This window comes from Neobacillus sp. NPDC093127 (genome assembly GCF_044754175.1).
In the GTDB taxonomy this organism is placed as follows: Bacteria; Bacillota; Bacilli; order Bacillales; family Cytobacillaceae; genus Neobacillus.
Genome location: NZ_JBIVOP010000001.1, coordinates 179,916 through 199,967 on the forward strand (window position 1 = coordinate 179,916; position 20,052 = coordinate 199,967).

General features: G+C 40.5%; 18 protein-coding genes. 4 read left to right on the top strand and 14 right to left on the bottom strand.

Translation table 11 applies throughout. The features are described from left to right. Positions 1-119 precede the first annotated feature (119 nt). The 3 genes from ACIQCO_RS00805 to ACIQCO_RS00815 form a co-directional block, all read right to left on the bottom strand. Positions 120-1,154 (bottom strand): electron transfer flavoprotein subunit alpha/FixB family protein, encoded by a 1,035-nt coding sequence (locus tag ACIQCO_RS00805; RefSeq protein WP_400424639.1) that lies wholly within the window; start codon positions 1,152-1,154, stop codon positions 120-122. Further along, complete coding sequence (locus ACIQCO_RS00810; protein WP_400424641.1) at positions 1,155-1,982, bottom strand: electron transfer flavoprotein subunit beta/FixA family protein; 828 nt, start codon at positions 1,980-1,982, stop codon at positions 1,155-1,157. A 255-nt stretch (positions 1,983-2,237) separates the two neighbouring features. Continuing rightward, entirely contained in the window at positions 2,238-2,573 is a 336-nt protein-coding gene (locus ACIQCO_RS00815; protein WP_400424644.1) for a sulfatase-like hydrolase/transferase, read from the bottom strand. A gap of 574 nt (positions 2,574-3,147) precedes the next feature. Here ACIQCO_RS00815 and ACIQCO_RS00820 point away from each other — a divergent pair. Further along, on the top strand, positions 3,148-3,780 hold the full coding sequence (locus tag ACIQCO_RS00820; RefSeq protein ID WP_400424647.1) for a LysE family transporter: 633 nt from the start codon (positions 3,148-3,150) through the stop codon (positions 3,778-3,780). A gap of 230 nt (positions 3,781-4,010) precedes the next feature. Here ACIQCO_RS00820 and ACIQCO_RS00825 read toward each other — a convergent pair whose 3' ends face one another. The 3 genes from ACIQCO_RS00825 to gabR all read right to left on the bottom strand — a co-directional run bounded on the left by ACIQCO_RS00825 (position 4,011) and on the right by gabR (position 6,351). Further along, positions 4,011-4,646, bottom strand: a complete 636-nt coding sequence (locus ACIQCO_RS00825; protein WP_400424649.1) for a VOC family protein — start codon at positions 4,644-4,646, stop codon at positions 4,011-4,013. A gap of 41 nt (positions 4,647-4,687) precedes the next feature. After that, entirely contained in the window at positions 4,688-4,807 is a 120-nt protein-coding gene (locus tag ACIQCO_RS00830) for a DUF4865 family protein (RefSeq protein ID WP_400425888.1), read from the bottom strand. Between the two features lie 134 nt (positions 4,808-4,941). Then, positions 4,942-6,351 (bottom strand): MocR-like transcriptional regulator GabR, encoded by a 1,410-nt coding sequence (gene gabR, locus ACIQCO_RS00835; RefSeq protein WP_400424652.1) that lies wholly within the window; start codon positions 6,349-6,351, stop codon positions 4,942-4,944. Positions 6,352-6,463: 112 nt separating this feature from the next. Here gabR and gabT point away from each other — a divergent pair, with 112 nt between their 5' ends. Beyond that, positions 6,464-7,765, top strand: coding sequence for a 4-aminobutyrate--2-oxoglutarate transaminase (gene gabT / locus ACIQCO_RS00840; protein ID WP_400424655.1), 1,302 nt, complete (start codon positions 6,464-6,466; stop codon positions 7,763-7,765). Positions 7,766-7,836: 71 nt separating this feature from the next. Then, positions 7,837-9,228 (top strand): NAD-dependent succinate-semialdehyde dehydrogenase, encoded by a 1,392-nt coding sequence (locus tag ACIQCO_RS00845; protein ID WP_400424658.1) that lies wholly within the window; start codon positions 7,837-7,839, stop codon positions 9,226-9,228. 161 nt (positions 9,229-9,389) lie between these two features. On the opposite strand, the gene gucD is transcribed toward ACIQCO_RS00845, so the two are convergent. Next, positions 9,390-10,841: an alpha-ketoglutaric semialdehyde dehydrogenase GucD gene (gene gucD / locus ACIQCO_RS00850; RefSeq protein ID WP_400424659.1), complete on the bottom strand. Its 1,452-nt coding sequence runs from the start codon at positions 10,839-10,841 to the stop codon at positions 9,390-9,392. Positions 10,842-10,970: 129 nt separating this feature from the next. Between gucD and ACIQCO_RS00855 the strand changes: the two genes are divergently transcribed. Then, positions 10,971-11,279, top strand: a complete 309-nt coding sequence (locus ACIQCO_RS00855; RefSeq protein WP_400424662.1) for a DUF3870 domain-containing protein — start codon at positions 10,971-10,973, stop codon at positions 11,277-11,279. 43 nt (positions 11,280-11,322) lie between these two features. On the opposite strand, the gene ACIQCO_RS00860 is transcribed toward ACIQCO_RS00855, so the two are convergent. The 7 genes from ACIQCO_RS00860 to ACIQCO_RS00890 form a co-directional block, all read right to left on the bottom strand. After that, on the bottom strand, positions 11,323-12,534 hold the full coding sequence (locus ACIQCO_RS00860; protein ID WP_400424665.1) for an acyl-CoA dehydrogenase family protein: 1,212 nt from the start codon (positions 12,532-12,534) through the stop codon (positions 11,323-11,325). A 20-nt stretch (positions 12,535-12,554) separates the two neighbouring features. Further along, a complete protein-coding gene (locus tag ACIQCO_RS00865; RefSeq protein WP_400424681.1) occupies positions 12,555-13,742 on the bottom strand; it encodes a CaiB/BaiF CoA transferase family protein in 1,188 nt (395 codons plus the stop codon). Positions 13,743-14,114: 372 nt separating this feature from the next. Beyond that, the gene (locus ACIQCO_RS00870; RefSeq protein WP_400424683.1) at positions 14,115-15,185 is read right to left on the bottom strand and encodes an ABC transporter ATP-binding protein; all 1,071 of its coding nucleotides are present in this window, start codon (positions 15,183-15,185) and stop codon (positions 14,115-14,117) included. A gap of 15 nt (positions 15,186-15,200) precedes the next feature. Beyond that, a complete protein-coding gene (locus ACIQCO_RS00875) occupies positions 15,201-15,995 on the bottom strand; it encodes an ABC transporter permease (protein ID WP_400424686.1) in 795 nt (264 codons plus the stop codon). Positions 15,996-15,997: 2 nt separating this feature from the next. Next, positions 15,998-16,930 (bottom strand): ABC transporter permease, encoded by a 933-nt coding sequence (locus ACIQCO_RS00880; protein ID WP_400424689.1) that lies wholly within the window; start codon positions 16,928-16,930, stop codon positions 15,998-16,000. Positions 16,931-16,998: 68 nt separating this feature from the next. Continuing rightward, positions 16,999-18,096: an ABC transporter substrate-binding protein gene (locus ACIQCO_RS00885; protein WP_400424691.1), complete on the bottom strand. Its 1,098-nt coding sequence runs from the start codon at positions 18,094-18,096 to the stop codon at positions 16,999-17,001. Positions 18,097-18,315: 219 nt separating this feature from the next. Then, on the bottom strand, positions 18,316-19,986 hold the full coding sequence (locus tag ACIQCO_RS00890) for a sigma-54 interaction domain-containing protein (protein ID WP_400424694.1): 1,671 nt from the start codon (positions 19,984-19,986) through the stop codon (positions 18,316-18,318). Positions 19,987-20,052: the final 66 nt, after the last annotated feature.

Sequence of the window (20,052 nt, forward strand, 5' to 3'; positions counted from 1 at the left end):
CAAAATAATTTATTATTACCTAAAACGCTTCTTTTTTCCCATATAAGATGATTGAAACAAAATAATAGCCCATCGAACTCGCCAAACTCTTAATTTACCGGAGTTTGGCGAATATTATTTCAACTTTTACTAGTATTGTCTATTTTCTCTCTGGATAAAGCCTTTTTAAACTGTTCGATTAGGATTGGAACAATCTCAAAGGCATCACCAACTATTCCATAATGACTGGCCTGAAAAATGGGGGCTTCTTTGTCCTTATTAATGGCAATAATTAATCCGGAATTTTTCATTCCGACTATATGTTGAATCGCACCGGAAATTCCAATCGCAAGGTAAATTTTAGGCGTTACCGTCACACCGGTTTGTCCTACTTGATGGGGATGGTCAATCCAACCCGCTTCCACCACATCCCTGCTGGCACCAACTGCTCCTCCTAGTGTTTCCGCCAATTTGTGAATTAACTGAAATCCCTCAAAGCTTCCTAAACCTTTACCGCCGGCTACAATGATGTCCGCTTCGTCGATTCTGACTTTCTTAACCGTTGCCTTGACAATTTCCAAGACTTTTGTCCGAATATCTTCTTCCTTCAGGGAAATCGTTTCTTCAACCACATTGCCTGTTCTACCAGATTCGGGGGGCAGTGCCTTCATGACTTTTGCACGTACTGTCGCCATTTGCGGTCGGTATTTTTTACATAATATCGTTGCCATAATATTTCCACCAAAAGCCGGACGGCTCGCCAATAACAACCCTGTTTCTTCCTCAACATCCAGCTCCGTTGTATCCGCCGTCAAACCTGTCGGCAGATCGGTGGCCACCGCGCTTGCCAGGTCTTTTCCCGTTGAGGTGGCTCCATAGAGGATAATTTCCGGTTTATATTTTTCCGAGCATTCCAACAGTGCCTTCATGTATGTTTCGGTCCGGTAATGTTTGAAGATGGGTTGATCGTATACATACACCGTATCTGCCCCATATTCAAAAACGGTTTTTGTTAAATGTTTAACATTCTCGCCGATTAAAATGCCCGCCAATTCCACGCCCCGTTTATCTGCCAACTTTCTTCCGGCACCCAAAAGTTCGAGGGAAACCGATGCAACCGCCCCATCATTATGTTCAATGAACACCCAAACACCTTTGTAATCACGGAAATCCAATTATATTTCCTCCTTTGTCTCAAACAGCTCTTTCTTTTCAAACAGGACAGAAAGCAACTGCTCCACTTGTTCTATTGAACTACCTTCCAGCAGCGTTCCCCCTGCCGGTTTTTGCGGGGCCCATACTTTGGAAACAATCGTTGGCGATCCCTTCAAACCAAGCTGTTTTATATCTACTCCTTCCAAGTCATCAACTGACCAGACATGGGGTTTATATCTGGCAGCTCTGATCACATTTGGAAGTGGAGAGTAAGGAACCTCATTGATTGTTTTTTCAACGGAAAATAAACATGGCAATGTGGATTGCACGACTTCATATCCGTCCTCCAATTTGCGATGAACGATGGCATATCCCTCTTCTTGATTGATTTCCATTACTTTGTTAACAGACGTAAGCGGTGGAATATCGAGTCTCCTTGCAATTCCGGGTCCGACTTGCCCGGTATCACCATCGATGGACATTTTTCCGCAAATAATCAAATCAACAGGCTGTTGTTTTGAGATTTTTTCAATCGCCTTTGTCACGGCATAGCTCGTTGCCAATGTATCTGCTCCCGCAAATCTGCGGTCGGTAATCAAATACCCCTCATCAGCACCGATTTCAATACATTTTTTAATCGCCGTTACCGCTGGTGGCGGCCCCATCGTGACAACGGATACAATCCCTCCGTATCTATTCTTGATGCGCACCGCCTCTTCCACCGCATGGGCATCATACGGATTTAAGATTGCAGGCGCCGTCCTCCGGTCCATTGTGTTTGTCTTTGGATTCATCTTGATAATTTTGGTGTCAGGCACCTGTTTGATACATGCCACAATATGCAGCATTTTACCCCTCCTTTTCATAAAAACGGATGATACTATTACTAAATTTCAATATCGAAATCTCTCGGACTGTTTTCCGGTTGAAGACCATTTTACGCCCGTCTACATTAACTTTATTATATGTGATGTAAATACATTCGAATTTTCAGTTAAATATCTTTGCAATGTTGCCAATGAAAGTTAGAACACGAAAAAAAACGCACCAGTAAAAAACCCTGTACGGCAAAACCACTATGTGTATCGTTTTTTAATGATGGCTTAAAATAGTGGTAAAATATCGACATGGGAGGTAAGCCCATCACGGCTCGTGCCGGCTTGATCCGGCGGTAAAAACCTTCCTGTAGGATCCTTTACATAAAGAGGGACATGGATGCGGCCCTCATACACTGCAAACGCCTTGCCACGCAGGCCGTTTGCACCACCATACTCACCGTGGTCTGCCGTGAAAATAACGATGGTGTTTTTAGCGTAGTCACTTTGTTCCAATGCCCGCAGCACCCGCCCAATCTGCTCGTCGACGTACTTTGTTGTGAGATAGTACAGATCGAGTAACTCATACCACAGCTCCTCAAAATCGGGACCACGGTACGGCATGTCACCAAAGAGTAGATCGCAAATAAGGGACCATGCCGCCTGCGCTCTTGGTTTATTCTGCTAAAACAACGCATCGGGCCACCGCTCGATATTAGTCGGCAATCCCTCATGAAACTGGGGAATTGGCGGCGGGGAGTCCTCTCCCGTTGTCTGTTTCGAATACTTAGAAAACCTCTGAATGTCGTGCGGATTGACCAGACTGACCGTCGTGCACCAAGGCTTTACGTCGTCGTACCCTTCCAGCCAATTGATAAACAGGTCAGCAATAGTAGGATCGACATTCATCCCCTCTCTTGGGGCTCCGGTAGGGGATGGACACGGCAAGGCATCCCTTTGGAAGCCGTATCGATCCAAGGGACAATCAATCGACAGATGCCATTTTCCCCACCAGAAGGTGCGGTAACCGACACGACCCAAAGGTTGCTAGATTTTGGGAGCAATTTGGCATTTCTATATCTAAAAAGTGCTAGTGAATAAATCTCGTTTTATAAGAAAAAAATTTTTTGGACATGAGTCTAAATTTTTCTCATAAAATGTACAAGTTCGTTAATCAATTGGCGTGGAGTGATCTTTTTTGAGCATAAGCATATTGATTAGTTACTTAATTTTAGGATTTACATTAGCCGCTCCAATTGGACCCGTTAATTCTGCCCGTTTGGATAAAGGCGTTAAAAATGGCTTCTGGCACTCGTGGATTGTTGGGACAGGAGCCTTGATAGCGGATGTAATTTTTATGTTGTTGGTTTATTTAGGGATGGTTCAATTTCTAGATATTCCTATGATCCAAATCTTTCTCTGGCTATTTGGGGGATTTGTTCTCATTTATTCAGGAATAGAAAGTATTAAAAATTCAAATAACATTACATTGAATTACAGCAGAAAAAAGGAGTCGTTATTTAAGTGCTTTCTCACTGGGTTTATCCTATCGATTACAAACCCTTTATCGATATTATTTTGGTTGGGGATCTATGGTTCGATCTTAGCTAAAACAATCCAAACGGACGGTACTAAAATGATCTTGTTGTATAGTAGTATGATCTTTCTTGGGCTTATCTTTTGGGATTTATTTATTGCATCACTTATTTCGGGATTTCGAAAACTTCTAAATCTTAGGAGTTTAATGGCTATCTCTATTGTTTCTGGTGTTTCATTAATCGTGTTTGGTATATATTTTGGATATCAAGGGATTTATGCACTTTGGAGTTAATCTTGTATAAGATCTCGATTGGAAAATTAGCGTTGTTATGAATGACATTAAATTTAAAACACCTTGTGCAATATATATGTTTCTAGAGTAAGGTAATTTCGGCGATTTCTAAAGATTGCATCACTCACAAAATAATTTTACAAAGGCTATTATCGAGTGTTTATAGTTACCGCCTGTAAGAAATGTATAGCCAAGGGGCATATCCCTTGGCTATACATTTCTTATATCTATTAAAGATGTAACTCCCCAACTTCCTTGATGAAAAGAGTTACTGGATATATTTCCGCATTTTTACTTGAAAAGTACCAGGGACGGCCTCTTTTCACTACAATTATTAGGCCCTCTTCATTACCAACTGGAGTAAAATCTTCATCCTCTTCTCTCCAGCTTGGGATTCCCTTTTCATTTAATACCCTAACTAATGGAAGGACTTGTTCTCTGGCAATACCTATTTCACTAACATTCAACATATCATCTGAAGTAAATTTGCCTTCCCTGGCATTAGGTAAATTATGACGCGCAATCAGCTCGACAATATTACCCGCTGGATCCTCAAAATAGATTGAATTGGCATTCCAACTTTGAAAAAAGACCTCATCCTTATCATCTTCTATATTCAGTTCGACACCACGTTCTGTTATCCATGCTTTTGCCTTTTCTAACTTATTTGAGGGGATATTAATAGCAAAATGGTAGAATGGTTCGTTATTATGTTTTGTTTCCGTAAACATTAATTGGGTAAAACCAACCTTTATTATAAAACTATTCCACGATTCCTCGGGTACTTGTAAATCCAAAACGTATTTATAAAAATGTTTAAGCTCAGCAATCTGATTCGTTTCTAATATTAATTGTTCTAGGATCATATTGAACCCCCGTGCTATTTTAGTAAATTCAATGCATTATATTATTGAGAAACATGTAAAATCTCATAGATTGTAATTGGATTACCAGATTTAAATGCTGGATTTAGATTGTGAAAACTGAAGTGGCTATATCCCCATTTATCTGGATTGTAAACGAGCAGATATCAAGGGGGTGTTTCTTTTGCTTGTTTTGTGAGCAAAGAAACCACCCCTTTGCTTGCAATAGATAAGTACTACCTTGGACCACATAATGTCCTTTATCCATGGCATAGCCTACTCATTTCAATAGCAACATTTAATGAAAAACATCATACAATCTCTCCACAGCTCCAGCTACATTTTCTTCCCTAAGATTAGCAAATCCTAAAACTAAACTAATCCTGTTTTCGTAATTAACGCTCTTTTCTAACATAAACCGCCGCATCGAATAGATTTCAAGCTTTAACCGTAAGGCGCTCTCTTCTATTTCCTGATACCCTTTCCCCGTATGAAAATGGGCGAGAAAATGAAGGCCTGCCGAAACATCTTCAATATCGATTTCCTCTCGAAAACGCTGTTGAAGCTCCGTGATTAACAATTTTCTTCGTGTATCATACTGATGGTTCATCCGTTTTACGTGTCTTGCATATTCACCGCTTTCAATGAAAAACTGCAACGTGAATAACATAAGAGAGTTACTGTATTGGATGAAGTTTGAATAATGCTCCCTGTATTCCCTTAAGAACTCAGGTGGCAAAACCATATAACTAATCCGCAGGCCTGGCAGTACTGTTTTTGAAAAAGTCCCCATGTAGATGACTCTTTGGTTTCGGTCTAAACTTTGCAAGGATGGAATATTGTCTGTTCCATATTTAAATTCGCTATCATAGTCATCTTCAACAATGTATCTGTTTTCGCGTTGAGCTGCCCAGTTTAACAGCTCGATTCGTCGGGAGATTGGCATAATTTTACCTGTAGGGAATTGGTGGGACGGGGTGACAAACACCACATTTGCCTTTACAGACTCAATCACGGTCATCTTAATACCTTGATCATCCAATGAAACAGGGTGAACAGTTAAATTCATCTTTTTCAGGAGCTGGTAAAAGCGGGCATACCCCGGGTTTTCGATTGCAACAATTGTTCCTTTGCTTTTCATTTCCATCAATTGACCTACCAATAACTGTGTTCCTGCCCCCATGATGATTTGCTCCGGCTCACAATTGACTCCCCGGGTCAAAGCAATCATGCGGCAAATCGTCTCTCTTACAACATACGGCCCTTGGGAATAAGACAATTCCGAGAGTTCTCTTTTATACGATTTAATTGCTTTCTCTTGACACTTCAGCCATTCCTTAAAAGGAAATAAAGAAGTATCTGATGCCATATGGGACAGTGAAACCCACCCATTTCTGTCGACAGGTTCCTCCTTTAGTTCACTTGGCAGCTTTTGTTTCCAATGTTTCTCTTGTTCAATAAACTCAGTAATATTTTCAACAAAGTATCCGCTTCGTTCAATCGTATAGATATACCCCTCAGCAAGCAGCTGTTCATAGCCAAAGCTGACGGAATTAATACTGACATTTAATTGTTTGGCTAATGACCTTTTTGAAGGAAGCTTTTCATTTGATTTTAGCTTTCCTGTTAAAATATTTTCTTTGATCCCTTCGTATATTTGTTGGTAAATATAATTCGAACCACTCTGTTTATCGATGAGTATGAACATTCTATTACTCCCCATCTGGTACCTATTTTTTTCAATTTTGGTACTTTTCATTATACCAGATTCTTGTGATACTTTTCTTATAATTCAGAAAGTAAATGAAGGGGCGATCAGGATGCCAGTTTCTTATTCACAAACAGCAAAATTACAAGAAAAAAGAAAAAAATATGTCCCAAAGGGTGTAAGCAACGGTAATTTAAACTTTGCCCAGCATGCCTCCGGGGCAACCGTAACAGATATTGATAACAATGAATGGATTGACTTTGCAGGGGCAATTGGGACGTTAAATGTAGGCCACAGTCATCCAAAGGTAACCGAAGCAGTCAAGAACCAAGTAGATAAGTTTTTACATCCTGGATTCAATGTTATCATGTATGAAAGTTATATTAATCTTGCTGAAAAGTTATGCCAAATCACTCCTGGGGATTTTGACAAACAAGCGATTTTCTTTAACTCAGGTGCAGAAGCAGTGGAAAATGCGATTAAAATTTCCCGCCGTTACACGAAAAGACCCGCAGTTGTTTCGTTTGTCCGCGGCTACCATGGACGAACTAACTTAACAATGGGCATGACAAGCAAGGTAAAGCCGTATAAATTTGGGTTTGGTCCCTTTGCTCCGGAAATCTACCAAGCACCATTTCCGTACATGTACCATAAACCAGCCGGGATGACAGAAGAAGATTATGTGGATCAGGTCATTTCAGACTTTGAAGATTTCTTTATCTCAACAGTTGCTCCGGAAATGGTTGCTTGTGTAGTCATGGAGCCTGTTCAAGGCGAAGGCGGTTTTATTATTCCACCGAAAAAGTTTATACAAGGTGTGAGCCGTTTCTGTAAGGACAATGGAATTGTGTTTGTAGCCGATGAAATTCAAACTGGATTTGGCCGTACTGGCAAATTATTTGCCATCGAACATTTTGATGTAATTCCTGATTTAATCACGGTTTCAAAATCGTTGGCGGCTGGTCTGCCGTTAAGTGGGGTTGTTGGAAAAACAGAAATCCTAAATGTTGCGGATCCCGGTGAGCTTGGCGGTACTTATTCAGGAAGTCCTGTCGCCTGTGCTGCAGCTTTAGCCGTAATTGATATTGTGGACGAAGAAAACTTAGTGGGGAAAGCTGAAATCCTTGGGCAAAAAATTGAAGCGAAATTACAAGACCTCAGCACAAAACATGACTTTATAGGTGATATTCGCCGTTTGGGTGCGATGGTTGCTTGTGAGATAGTGGAAGACCGTTCCAGCAAAAAACCAAACAAGACGAAAACATCACAGATTATCAATTATGCAAACGAAAATGGACTATTACTCCTTTCAGCCGGAATAAAGAGCAATGTAATTCGTTTCTTAGCCCCATTAGTAATTACAGATGAAGAATTAGCAAAAGGATTAGCGATTTTGGAAAAGGCTTTTGAATAAGAATTAGAGACACCCGGTCCGGTATTGGAAGGATCGGGTTATCTTCATAAAAACATTGGGTGGTGTATATAATGGCAGATCTATTACAAGTGAAGAATCCGGCAACAGGTCAAGTTATTAAAGAAATCCGCATTAATACAAAAGAAGAAATCAAGCAAGCACTAAAAGCCGGGCATGACAACTTTAAAAAATGGGCAAAGGTGAATGCCCATGAACGTTCCCGATTATTAAGAAACTGGTCACAAATCATTCAAGACCATAAAGCAGAAATCGCTGAAATCATGACATTGGAAAATGGCAAGCCGTTGAGTGAATCACTCGGTGAAGTAGATTATGCCACAAGCTACATTGATTGGTATGCAGAAGAGGCAAAACGCATTTACGGAAGAACAGTCCCTGCGTCTTCTGAAACAAAAAGAATCGCTGTTACCAAACAGCCGATTGGTTTAGTGGCTGCGATTACGCCGTGGAATTTCCCGGCGGCGATGATGACAAGAAAAGCAGCACCTGCTTTGGCGGCTGGATGCCCATTTATTGTAAAACCGGCAGTCGAAACACCTTTAACAACGATCAGATTAATTGAACTTGCCCACGAAGCTGGAATTCCTACTAATGTCATCCAATACGTAAATGGTTCTGGCTCGATGGTCGGCGACCTTTTTACAAGCAGTGAATATGTTCGCAAAATTACGTTTACTGGGTCTACTCCTGTCGGAAAGCAATTAATCAAAAACAGCGCTAATACGGTGAAACATGTAACGATGGAATTAGGCGGGCACGCTCCTCTTATCGTTGCCGAAGATGCGGACCTGGATTTTGCTGTCCAGCAAACGCTCCTCACTAAGTTTCGGAATGCGGGACAAACATGCGTGTGTGCAAACCGGATCATTGTCCATGAAACGTTTGCTGAGGCTTTCTCTACCAAATTAGCAGAAGCCACAAAAAAATTAAAAGTTGGCAATGGACTTGATAAAGATACACAGGTAGGACCTATTATTAACGAAAAGGGCTTCAACAAAATCGTCGACCAAATAAATGATGCGATTGAAAAAGGGGCAATGGTCCTAGCTGGAAATCAATTCAACGCCGATAAGGAGCAAGGTTACTTCTTCGTCTCCCCTACTGTCTTATCAAATGTTACGCTTGATATGAACATTATGAAGGAAGAAACGTTTGGTCCGGTCGCTCCGATTATTACCTTTAAACATTTAGAGGAAGCAGTAGAGATTGCCAATAGTACTCCATATGGTTTAGCTGCCTATTTCTTTACCAATAACTATAAAACCGGAACATATTTAAGTGAAAATCTGGACTTTGGCATTATCGGCTGGAATGACGGGGCACCATCCGGAGCTCACATTCCATTCGGCGGCATGAAGGAAAGTGGAATTGGCCGCGAAGGCGGGCTCGAAGGGATTGAACCCTACTTGGAAACTAAATATTTATCTATAGGAAATCTTTAGATTCTCACAACAAAAAGATAGAATGAATTTTTTACTTGCGAAATACATTTTTTGAAGAATTCTTTTAACATGAAATTCAAACAAGGCTCTTACGGATGTGTACATATACACAACGTAAGAGCCTTGTTTTTTCTATATTTTAATTATTTTCGTTTTTTCATTCAAGGAGTAATCGTGATTGTTTTTATCGTTGTAAAAAATTCCTTCGCCGCCTGCCCTTGTTCCCTGGAATGTGAACTTGATGCCTTCATTCCGCCAAATGGCGCCTGTGGTTCCGCACCGCCTGTTTCACCATTGACTTGAACAAGGCCTGCTTCAATTTGATCCGCAAAGATGAACGCTTTTGCTAAATCTTTAGTGAACAGTGAAGCACTAAGCCCAAACATATTATCATTTGCAAGCTCGATGGCTTCATTAAAGCTTTCCACCTTTATCAAACATAAAACCGGACCAAAGATTTCCTCTTTTGCAATAACCATGTTATTGGTTACATTCCCAAAAACAGTAGGTTCAATGAAAAAGCCATTTGTATATTCACTTTCCACAGGAATCCTTCCCCCTGCCAAAAGGGTAGCTCCTTCTGTTAATCCTTTATCAATATAGTCAACGACTGAATCAAGTTGATTTTTAGATGCTAATGGACCCATGTCAATTTTATTGAAAAGACCAGGTCCTACCTTCAATGATTGAACTTTTTCTATTACTCGCTCTTTAAACCTGTCATAAACAGAGCTATGAACAAATGCTTTACTGGTAGCTGTACATCTTTGCCCTGTTTGTTTCATAGCTCCTGACACCGTAAGATTCGCAGCAAGATCCAAATCAGCATCTTCTAGAACAATGACAGGGTTTTTCCCACCCATTTCCAGCTGGTATTTTGCTCCGCGGGCTGCCATACCGACAGCAATCTGTTTACCAACTTCATTCGAACCAGTAAAAGAAATGGCCTGAATATCGTTATGCTCTACCATTCCTTGTCCAATAACGGATCCTTTTCCGTTTATAAAATTTATGACACCTGCCGGTATGCCTGCCTTTTTGAAAACTTCAACCAATTTTGCGGCAGTTATTCCTGTTTCTGATGCTGACTTGAATACTACCGTATTTCCATAAATCAGAGCTGGGGCTATTTTCCATAGTGGGATCGCGACTGGAAAATTCCAAGGCGTAATGATCCCAACAACTCCAATCGGTACCCTTTTTGTATATAAGAAATTATTACTTTGAGCAGATGGCAATACTTCACCGGTTTGCCGCATTCCTTCCTGCGCAAAGTACCTTAAAATGGCAACTCCCCTCTTTACTTCCCCTTTCATTTCGTGTAAAACTTTCCCCATTTCTCTTGTAGCAATTTCCGCAATTTCATCCACATTGTTTTCCAATATATCAGCCGCTTTATGGAGAAAGTTTCCTCGGTCAACTGCTGATAATTTCATCCAGCTTACTCCCGCTCTCTTTGCCGCCTGAACTGCATCATCTAAATCCTCGATAGTTGAATCAGCAATGGTTCCAACTACCTCATTAAAATCACTAGGGTTAATACTCCTTATGAAACCACCATTTTGTGCAGAAACCCATTCTCCATTAATAAAGTTCAAAGTGGTTAATGTCATTTTTCGGTTTCTCCCTTCCATTAATGACTCTATCAAAAGCTTTAATTAATTGATCATTTTCATTTATGTCTACCTATTTTACTTTTTTTATATTACTCTAAAAATAAATGCTATTTAGGAGTGGGATGATTGAATACAATTTTTATCGCCGGACATGCCAAGCTGCCAACAGGGATGGCTGCCAAAAATGTTTTCGAAACCTTAACCATTACTGCAGAAATCGATAAACATTATGGTGTAATTGTGGATGCGTCTTGTACCTTGGCTACTGAACATGGCAGGGATTTTATCAACAGGCTTCTAAAAGGTCATAGCTTACGGAATGGAATCGAACTTCCTCTTGATCAGTTAAAAACAGGCTATTTAGGAAAGGCAAATAATGCCCTGATTGCTGCCCTAAAAGACTTATATAAACAATATGAATCACTTACTAAATGAATCATCGTTTCGAAATAAGGGCTCCAATCAAGGAGCCCTACATTTAACTGTTATTTACGGTTTCCTTTTCAAATGGCCATGCTGGCAGCATGTTGTTTAAGACTTTATCTGCACGGTAACCAAGTACATATTCTGCCTGCATAATCGTATGGATTTCCCTTGTTCCTTCGTAAATAACAGGTGCTTTTGAATTTCTAAGGAATCGTTCAACAGGGTATTCACTTGAATAACCGTATGCCCCATGAATTTGTACGGCATCATCAGCCGCCTTATTTGCAAAATCACATGCCTGCCATTTTGCAAGAGAGGTTTCCCTTGTATTCCGCTTCCCGTTATTTTTAAGCTCGCCCGCACGATAAACCAATAAACGGCTCATTTGCAATCCCGCCTCCATGTTGGCAATCATTTGCTGAACCAGCTGGTGTTTTCCAATTTCTTTACCAAATGTTTTTCGTTCATGACAATAGTTTACACTTTCCTCTAAGCTTGCCATAATCAGACCAACAGCCCCAGCGGCAACCGTAAAGCGGCCATTATCAAGTGCGGCCATAGCAATTTTGAATCCTTCCCCCTCTTTGCCAAGTAAATTTTCCTTTGGAACTCTTACCTGGTCAAAGAACAATTCACCTGTATTTCCAGATCGGATTCCTAATTTCCCTTTTATTGCTTTAGAAGAAAAGCCAAGCATGGTGCGCTCCACAATAAATGCGGAAATCCCGTGATGTTTTTTGTCTTTATCTGTATAGGCAAATACGATAAAATAATCGGCAATGTCACATAAGGATATCCATGTTTTTGACCCATTTAGAATATAATCATCACCGTCCCTAATGGCCGTTGTCGAGAGGGATGCCACGTCTGAACCAGCCCCTGGTTCTGTTAATCCAAAAGCAGCAATTTTTTCACCTTTGGCCTGTGGAACGAGATATTTTTGCTTTTGTTCCTCAGTTCCCCATTGCAATAGAGTTAGGCTGTTTAACCCGATATGAACGGATACTGCCGTACGAAAGGCTGTGTCGCCTCTTTCCAGTTCTTCACAAACAATGGCAAGGGAGTTATAATCCATACCGCTCCCGCCATATTGTTCAGGGATACAAACCCCCATCAGATCTAATTCACTTAAACGCTTCCAAATAATAGGGTCAAAATGTCCCTGTTTATCCCAATCCTTCATATTGGGGATGATTTCCTTATCGACAAAACTTCTCACCATTTTTCTTAACATCTCTTGCTCTTCTGTGAAATCAAAATTCATAGCTAATACCTCCTGGTTTTTTAAATGATATTATTTACTTTTAATTGTGTTATCTCCTCTAAAGAGAACCCAGCTTGTTGAAGAACCTCACTGTTATGTTCCCCTGCCATCGGAGGGTGTCGTTCCATTTTCACCTTTGTTCTTGATAGTTTAATAGGTGAACCGACAAGTTTTACTAACCCTGCTTCCGGGTGATTGACTTGAACGACCATATCACGAGCGGTAACCTGCGGATGTTCAAACACTTGATCCATGGAATGAATCGGACCACATGGGATGTTTTTTTCCAAAAATAGCTCCATCCACTCATCAGCAGATTTCACTTGCAACAGATTCCCCAAAATTCTTGTCAGTTCTTCTTTATTTTTAACTCTAGCTTCATTTGTACGAAATTTTTCATCCTCCGCTAGCTCCCTATATCCCACCACTTCACATAATGAGACAAACTGCCGGTTATTCCCCACTGCGATTATGATTTCACCATCTAGTGCTTTAAATGTTGAATAAGGAACGATGTTAGGGTGATCATTTCCAATTCTCCGTGGAACATTTCCTGAAATGAGATAATTACTAGCTACATTCGCAAGCGAGCTAACGGCTGTATCCATAAGTGACATGTCAATTTTTTGACCCTGACCGGACTTTTCCCTTTCATACAACGCCGCTTCAATCGAAATAGCAGAATACAGACCTGTCAAAAGATCAACCATTGCCACGCCTATTTTTATAGGCCCACTCTCTTCACTCCCAGTTATGCTCATCAGTCCGCTCATACCTTGGATAATATAGTCATAGCCTGGTAAATGCTGGAACGGTCCTGTTTCCCCAAATCCTGTGATGGAACAATATACGAGCTGCGGGTTAATTTTTTTCAAAGAATCATAGTCTAGCAGCCATTTTTCCATTGATCCCGTCTTAAAATTGTGAATGAGAACATCCGCCTCTTTAGCCAATGTCCGAATAATTTCCCTTCCTTCTTCCGTTTTCAGATTGACAGTGATGCTCCGCTTATTACGATTGGCACATAAATAATAGGCACTAACATCATTTTGAAACGGAGGCCCCCAGCTTCTCGTCTCATCGCTGCCCCCAGGGCCTTCTACTTTAATGACATCTGCGCCGAGGTCTGCTAAAATCATCGTACAATGAGGACCAGCCAGCACCCTTGTTAAATCTAGTACTTTTACACCTTCTAACGCTCCTCCCATACTGCCTCCTCCACTTATTAAAAATTTGTATACAAAAACATAAAAAGCCAGCCCAAATACACAAAAATGTGTTTTGGACTGGCTTGCGCTCCATTTAAACCAACCTGCTAAGGCCGGGAGTGGAAACTTATCAGTCAATATGATGAATGTTTCAATCTATACTTCACTAGCCTTCAGCTGTTTAAGCGGATCGGATGAAGTTGATTTTCATTTTATAATAGTTTTCTGAATAGTTCAAGTATTTTTTAAAAAACCCAAAATTTCTTTTTAAACCTGATATCCCAGCAGTTATCGCTTGCTGCGCTTCGAGCTAGACTTAAAGGCTGGAAACCGAGTGGTAAGTATCAATTAGGCAAGTGGTCTTTCTTTTTCTTACTGACCGACGACTATCCCATCTTCCTCTTTCCATGTGACCCTCACTTGATCACCGGGTTGGCAAGTCTGATCTCCTTTGCTCTGCCACATAGCTACTATTCTCTGTCCTTGTGGCAGCTGTACCACCGTTCGAATAAAGGAACCTACATAAATGAGTTCTTCTACTGTCCCTGTTAGAAAGTATGGAGCCTCTTCACCGATGGCCAGAATCCTTACCCTTTCTGGCCGAACCGACAAATAATTCCGTTTGGTTAGAGAGTGCCGATCCCGAATCCTTCCGCCCACCTTTGTTCCTAACAAATCGAGGAAAACAACATTTTCCATTGTTGGTGACACTTCAATCTCAAACAAGTTGGTGTCCCCAATGAAATCTGCAACGAATTTGGTAGAAGGACTTTCATAGATTTCTTTTGGGGCTGCAACCTGTTCGATCACCCCTTTATTCATGACGGCAATGCGGTCTGAAATGGTAAGTGCCTCTTCTTGATCATGCGTTACATAGATAAAGGTAATTTCTAATTTCTGCTGTAGATGTTTCAGTTCGATTTGCATTTGCTTTCTTAACTTCAAATCAAGCGCGCCCAAAGGCTCATCAAGGAGTAATACCTTTGGATTATTGATTAAAGCCCGTGCCACAGCTACACGCTGCTGCTGACCCCCGCTTAGCTGACGCGGTTTTCTATCCCCAAAGGACTCAAGTTGAACGAGTCTTAATGCTTCTTTTACCCTGGCCGCTCGCTCCGTCTTTGGAACACCTTTCATTTTTAATCCATAAGCAATATTTTCATTGATGGTCATATGCGGAAATAAAGCATAATTTTGAAAGACGGTATTTACGTCCCGTTTATAGGGAGGAGTACCAGAGACAGGTTTCCCATCTATCCAAATCTCTCCGGCATCCGGTTCCTCAAACCCGGCAATCATTCGAAGGGTTGTTGTTTTTCCGCATCCGCTTGGACCAAGCAAGGTTAGAAATTCTCCCCGGTTGATGTCAAGATTGATCCCTTTGACAACAAGCTCTTTTCCGAACCCCTTTTCCACTCGTTGAATTTTCACAATATAATCCAATCTCCATACTCCTTCCTACTTTTCAACTTCTCGATTCAATATCGTAACAATAACAATCATAGCCACTGAAAAAAGGAAGATGAGCGTCGAAATTGCATTCACTTCGGGTGTAATTCCTCTGCGAAGCATGGCCCATATCTGGACAGGCAGGGTCAAGTCCCTTCCTGTCAAGAAATAACTAACAGCGATTTCATCAAACGATAGGGTAAATGATAGTAAAGTTGCTCCAATCACCGCTGTTTTGATGTTAGGCAGTGTAACATAGAAAAACGTCTTCATCCTTGTAGCCCCTAAATCCATTGATGCTTCCTCGATAGCCTGGTCTAATCTCTTGAGCCGAGCATACACCTGCGTCATCACCACTGCGATAAGGAAGGTACCATGACCGATGAAAATCGTTGTTAACGACAATTCAAGCCGCATCATTATAAAGACACTCATCATCGCCACACCTGTGATAATTCCAGGTAAAATCATCGGCAAAAGGACAATCCGCTCAAAGATGATTTTTCCTGGAAAACGGAAACGATCAACCACAAAGGCGGCAGGAATACCAAGAAATAACCCAATAATGGTACCTAGGACAGCTACTAAAACACTGTTTTTTAATGACGCCAACAGAGCGCTATCTTGCAGCATGACACCGTACCATTTTGTGGACCAGGTTTGTATAGGAAAAGTATTTACAGCATTGCCGTTAAAAGAATAAACCACCACAACTATCATCGGCAGATAAATAAACAGAAAGATGAGCGCAGAGGAAGCTCTAAGACTTGAAGAAATCCAATCGAAACGTGATGTCTTCCCCATAATTACACCCCCTTATTTTCTTTGCCATTTTCAAAACTAGAAGTCCTTTTTTCCAATCGATGGGTAACCTCTAGAATCAGGAGAACTAAGAAAAGAGTCACGATTCCAATGGTTGAACCCAGCGGCCAGTTGTTGGCAACCCCGAAAAGACTATATACGACATTTGAGATCATCATGCTGCTTGTTCCGCCTAACAATTGTGGCGCCAGAAAATCTCCCATCGTCAACACGAAAGCAAATGTTGCTCCAGCAATTACGCCTGGCAAGCTTAGCGGCAAAATTATTTTAAAAAATGTTTGAAACCTGCCAGCCCCCAAGTCCTTTGATGCCTCTTGCAAGTTCCTGGGAATATGCTCTAACGAAGTATAAATAGACATGAGCACCCACGGGGTATAAATGTGTGTTAACGCAAGGACAACGGCATATGGGCTGTATAAAAAGATTTCAAGTGGTTTGTGTATAATACCTATGCTAATTAACACATTGTTTAAAATTCCATCTTGGCCAAGGACAATTTTCCATGCATAGGCCCTTACTAAATAACTGACCCAAAGAGGAATAATCACCAGTGTATACATGAGCTGTTTATTTTTCTTGACCTTAAAGCAAATGAAGTAGGCCAGAGGAAAACTGAGCAAAACACTAAAGATGGTGACGAATGAAGCTATTTTTAACGTTTTCAAGAGTGTCCCGTAGTACAATTCATTAGTAAAAAATTTTTTATAATTGTCCCAGGTAAAGTCATGAACAATGGTGCCAAAATCCACCTTCCAAAAACTGTTCAAAAAAAGGGTGAAATAGGGAGCAAATAAAAATACAGACAACCAGATTAAAGGTGGTATAAGCAACAACAATAACCTTGGGTTAAGTCGCAGGCGTTTCTTTTTTTGGCGAACGGTTGTCTGACCAACCTGTGTTGATAGGTTAACGGACATAACGCAACTCCCTTCAGTGAGCTGAAACTAGCGGTCTGACTATCAAAAAATTAGATTGTATTTTGTCTTTACTGTGCTTTGACTTCATTCCAAATCTCATTGTACTTGTTGCGGTCTTTCACAATTTGCCAAAAATTAATTTTCTTCATATAATTCTCCATATCATCAATATGAATGGCCTCTGCTTGCTCTTTCGACATGTATTTTGCCGCATCTTTATTTGCAACCCCATATCCTGTTGCATCGCTAACCAACTTTTGTGTTTGGGCATCCGTTACATAATTGATATACTTTTCTGCGAGCTCCTTATTCGGTGAAGATTTAACAATCATCAATCTGTCAATCCACCCAGTAATGCCCTCTTTTGGAATCACTTCCTTTAAGTGTCTTCCTGAAGCATTGACTGTTGTCGGAGTAAGCGGCCAACCGACAGCTAAGACAACTTCTTTATTTGAAAAGAGATCGTTAAGCTCACCGCCTGTCGCCCAATATTTACGAATCTGCGGCTTTAATTCAATTAATTTTTTCTTTGCATCCTGCAGTTGTTGATCCGTCATATTGTAAACAGCCGATGGATCATTCTTATCTAGCCCATTCATTTGGCCGATGAGATAAATATTCGAAATATCATCCCACAAAGTAACTTTGCCTTTATATTTTGGATCCCAAAAAATATTCCAGCTATCCGGCGGATCCTTTATGGCATCTGCATCATAAATTAACGAATCAGGTCCCCAAGTAAACGGAATGCCGTATATTTTTCCATCCTTTTTGACATCGTTCATATCGACGAGTTTAGAAGCTAAGTTTTGATAGTTTGGGACGTGATCTAAATTGATGGGTGAGACTAGACCCTCGTTTACAAGATAACCGGCAACATCGGAGGATGGAGAAATGACATCGTATACGTTACCGCCACCGCCTTTTAATTTGGAGACAAGCTCATCGCTAGACCCGAAATAGGTTGCGGTAACTTTTACCCCATATTTTTCTTCAAATCCCTTCACAAATAGCGGATCGGCATACCCCTCCCATGTAAGCAGGTTAAGCGTTTTTCCACCACTCTTTGGTGTAGTTGCGGATTGTTTATCTCCGCTGCAGGCTGTTAACGCCAGTACAATACTTAAAACAACAAAAACATTCCACCATCGTTTTTTGTTTTTCATAAAGTTCCCTCCTTTAATTCATATAACTACCTACACGCAAGATTCGTGCCAATCATAAGAGAAATAAAAAAACACAGAATCCTTGGGGATTTTGTGCTTTATATCTTAATATTGTAATAGTTTTTTAATGCGTTTCCACATCATGAAAATAATAAAACGTATGCGAAAGGCATAGTGGACGTCTCTTTTACTGTGCATTAGCAATAATACCGCAAAGCATTATAACATATCCATTTTGTTTAACTTTCGAACTACCGTAGATTGATTAATTTTTAAAAGATCAGCAATTTTATAGGTGCTTGTTACCATCGTTTGTGCTTTTTTGATTAATTCTTTTTCAACCAAGTCGATTGCATCTTTTAAAGGAATAATCTTTTTAATAATAATCGGCAATTCCTCACTAATGCCAAGGAGCGACTCTTTAATTTTAGACGGCAGCGCATCTACTTCTATGTTTTCTCCTTCGGAAGCAATATATAACCACTCTACCATATTTTGCAACTCTCTTACATTCCCAGGCCAGTGATATCTGCTTAATAAAGACAACACGTCAGTTGAAAATTGCTTCTCAACACCTTCTCTAGCATTTAACATCTCTAATGTTGTTAGAAGGAGAGGGATAATATCCTCTGGGCGTTCTCTTAATGTTGGAACCGCTAATGGAATGACATGAAGTCGATAATAAAGATCTTTTCTAAATTTTCCACTTTCGACTAATTCTTCTAAATTGTGATTTGTAGCAGCCATCACCCTAATATTAACCTGAATGAGATCAGAACCGCCAACGCGGTAAAAAGATTTATTCTGAAGAACGTGCAAAAGTTTTGCTTGAAGTGACAAGGGAAGTTCCGCTACTTCATCTAGAAAAATCGTTCCTCCGTTTGCCTGCTCAAAAAAACCCTTCTTTCCTTGGCGTTTTGTACCCGTAAAAGCCCCTTCCACATAACCAAACATTTCACTTTCCATTAGCGTTTCAGGTATTGCGGCACAGTTTATAGAAATGAATGGTTGATGTTGTCTTTTGCTCATTTTATGAATAAGCCTTGCCAGTTCCGATTTTCCATTCCCCGACTCTCCCAATAGCAAAATGGTAGAATCTGTTTGAGCGACTTTCGAAGCAAATTTGAAAAAGGTCCTCATTCTCCCACTCTTTATGACGAAATTCTCCTGTCTTAGAAACTCTATAAAGTCAAGATGACTTTGTAAGGATGGAAGGATGGATTGAAGGTGTATCGTTGAAATGTCTTTTGAGGTACAAATCAGGCGGCTGATTTCGCCGTTTTTCTCCCATAGGATATTAACTTGCACGAGTAGACGCTTTCTATTAACCGTTTCCTGAAGAATAGTAATGTTTTCTTTTTTCCCGATAGCCAGGGAGATGGCAGAAGGAAAAAAAACTCCTTCAGACTCTAAATCCCGTACATTTCTACCAATCAATTGCTCCTTCGAACAATTATAGTACTGTTCACACCGATCATTGACTCGAAGGATTTTACCTTGTCCATCTGCAATCATGATGTCATCAACGGATAAATCCATCAGTACCTGGAATTCATCTTGATTCCCTACCTGCCCTTTTGGTATAGATTGGTTCGGTTTTCTCATTATGAGTGCCATACCGTCACCAAAACCAGGGATTACATCCACTTCAACTTCAAGAGCATGCATATTGGAGAAACGCTGGTGACGATGTTCCCACATATGTTGAATCTCACTTGGCAGCTCTTTTATGGTATGAACGGCATGATCAATCTCCAACATTTTCCTTGCAGCTGTATTTAAAATAAGCACTTCTCCCTCGGGATCTATTATAATGACCCCTTCCTTAAAATGTTGAAATACCCTTGTCATAAACTTCCAAGTTAATACCGATGGGCTCCGTTCTAGCATAAATTTCCTCCTAATTAAACTAGAAATGGGTTTATTTCAATAAATACCTCTTTAATTACGGTGGAG